Here is a 637-nt window from a genome sequence, read left to right on the forward strand (position 1 = left end):
CTTCTGGGAGGTGGTGTCAATACGGCCGTCACCTATGGCCTTTTCCTGCTCCTGCAGTGGGTCATTCCCGCCACCGCTGCCTACACAATCGCTTACATCGTCGGGATCCTGCTTTCTTACGGGATCAACACGATGTTCGTTTTCCAAGCGAAGCCATCGGTTCGCACAGCCCTGCAATTCCCGGCCGTTTACGTCGTTCAATATGTCAGCGGCTTGGCATTTCTGACGTTGTTTACGTATCTGGGCCTCTCCAACGCCGCTGCAATGCTCCTGACCATCGTCGTGAACGTGCCCATCTCGTTTCTCCTGACTCGCTATGTCCTACGAGCAGCAAACTGAGTTCCGCACATGATCCAAGAATCCTATTGGGGCTCTGCGCGGAAGGTTTATCCTACGCGGGCTTCATCCATACTAGTATGGCTGCTGATCGTTATCCCTGGTCTTGCCGTGATAGCGCTCTGGCTTCCCTTTGGATTTTTCCTGGGCGGTCTGATCGAGGAATGGGGGATACTTGCTCTATTTACAAAACACGGCACCCAGTTCCTTGCTAACTCCGACCACCTCGCAGCTCACCTAGCCAGACCCCTGACGATCTTCCCTCATGCCCTAGCCTATGCTCTCGATCCAAACTCATTCT

General features: G+C 54.0%; 2 protein-coding genes. Both read left to right on the forward strand.

The window, feature by feature from the left end:
- On the forward strand, positions 1–339 hold a 339-nt coding region (locus tag ACXJKO_RS32010; RefSeq protein WP_457095014.1), incomplete at its 5' end, for a GtrA family protein.
- A gap of 9 nt (positions 340–348) precedes the next feature.
- On the forward strand, positions 349–637 hold a 289-nt coding region (locus tag ACXJKO_RS32015; protein ID WP_457095015.1), incomplete at its 3' end, for a hypothetical protein.

It is taken from the genome of Microvirga sp. P5_D2 (genome assembly GCF_054049475.1).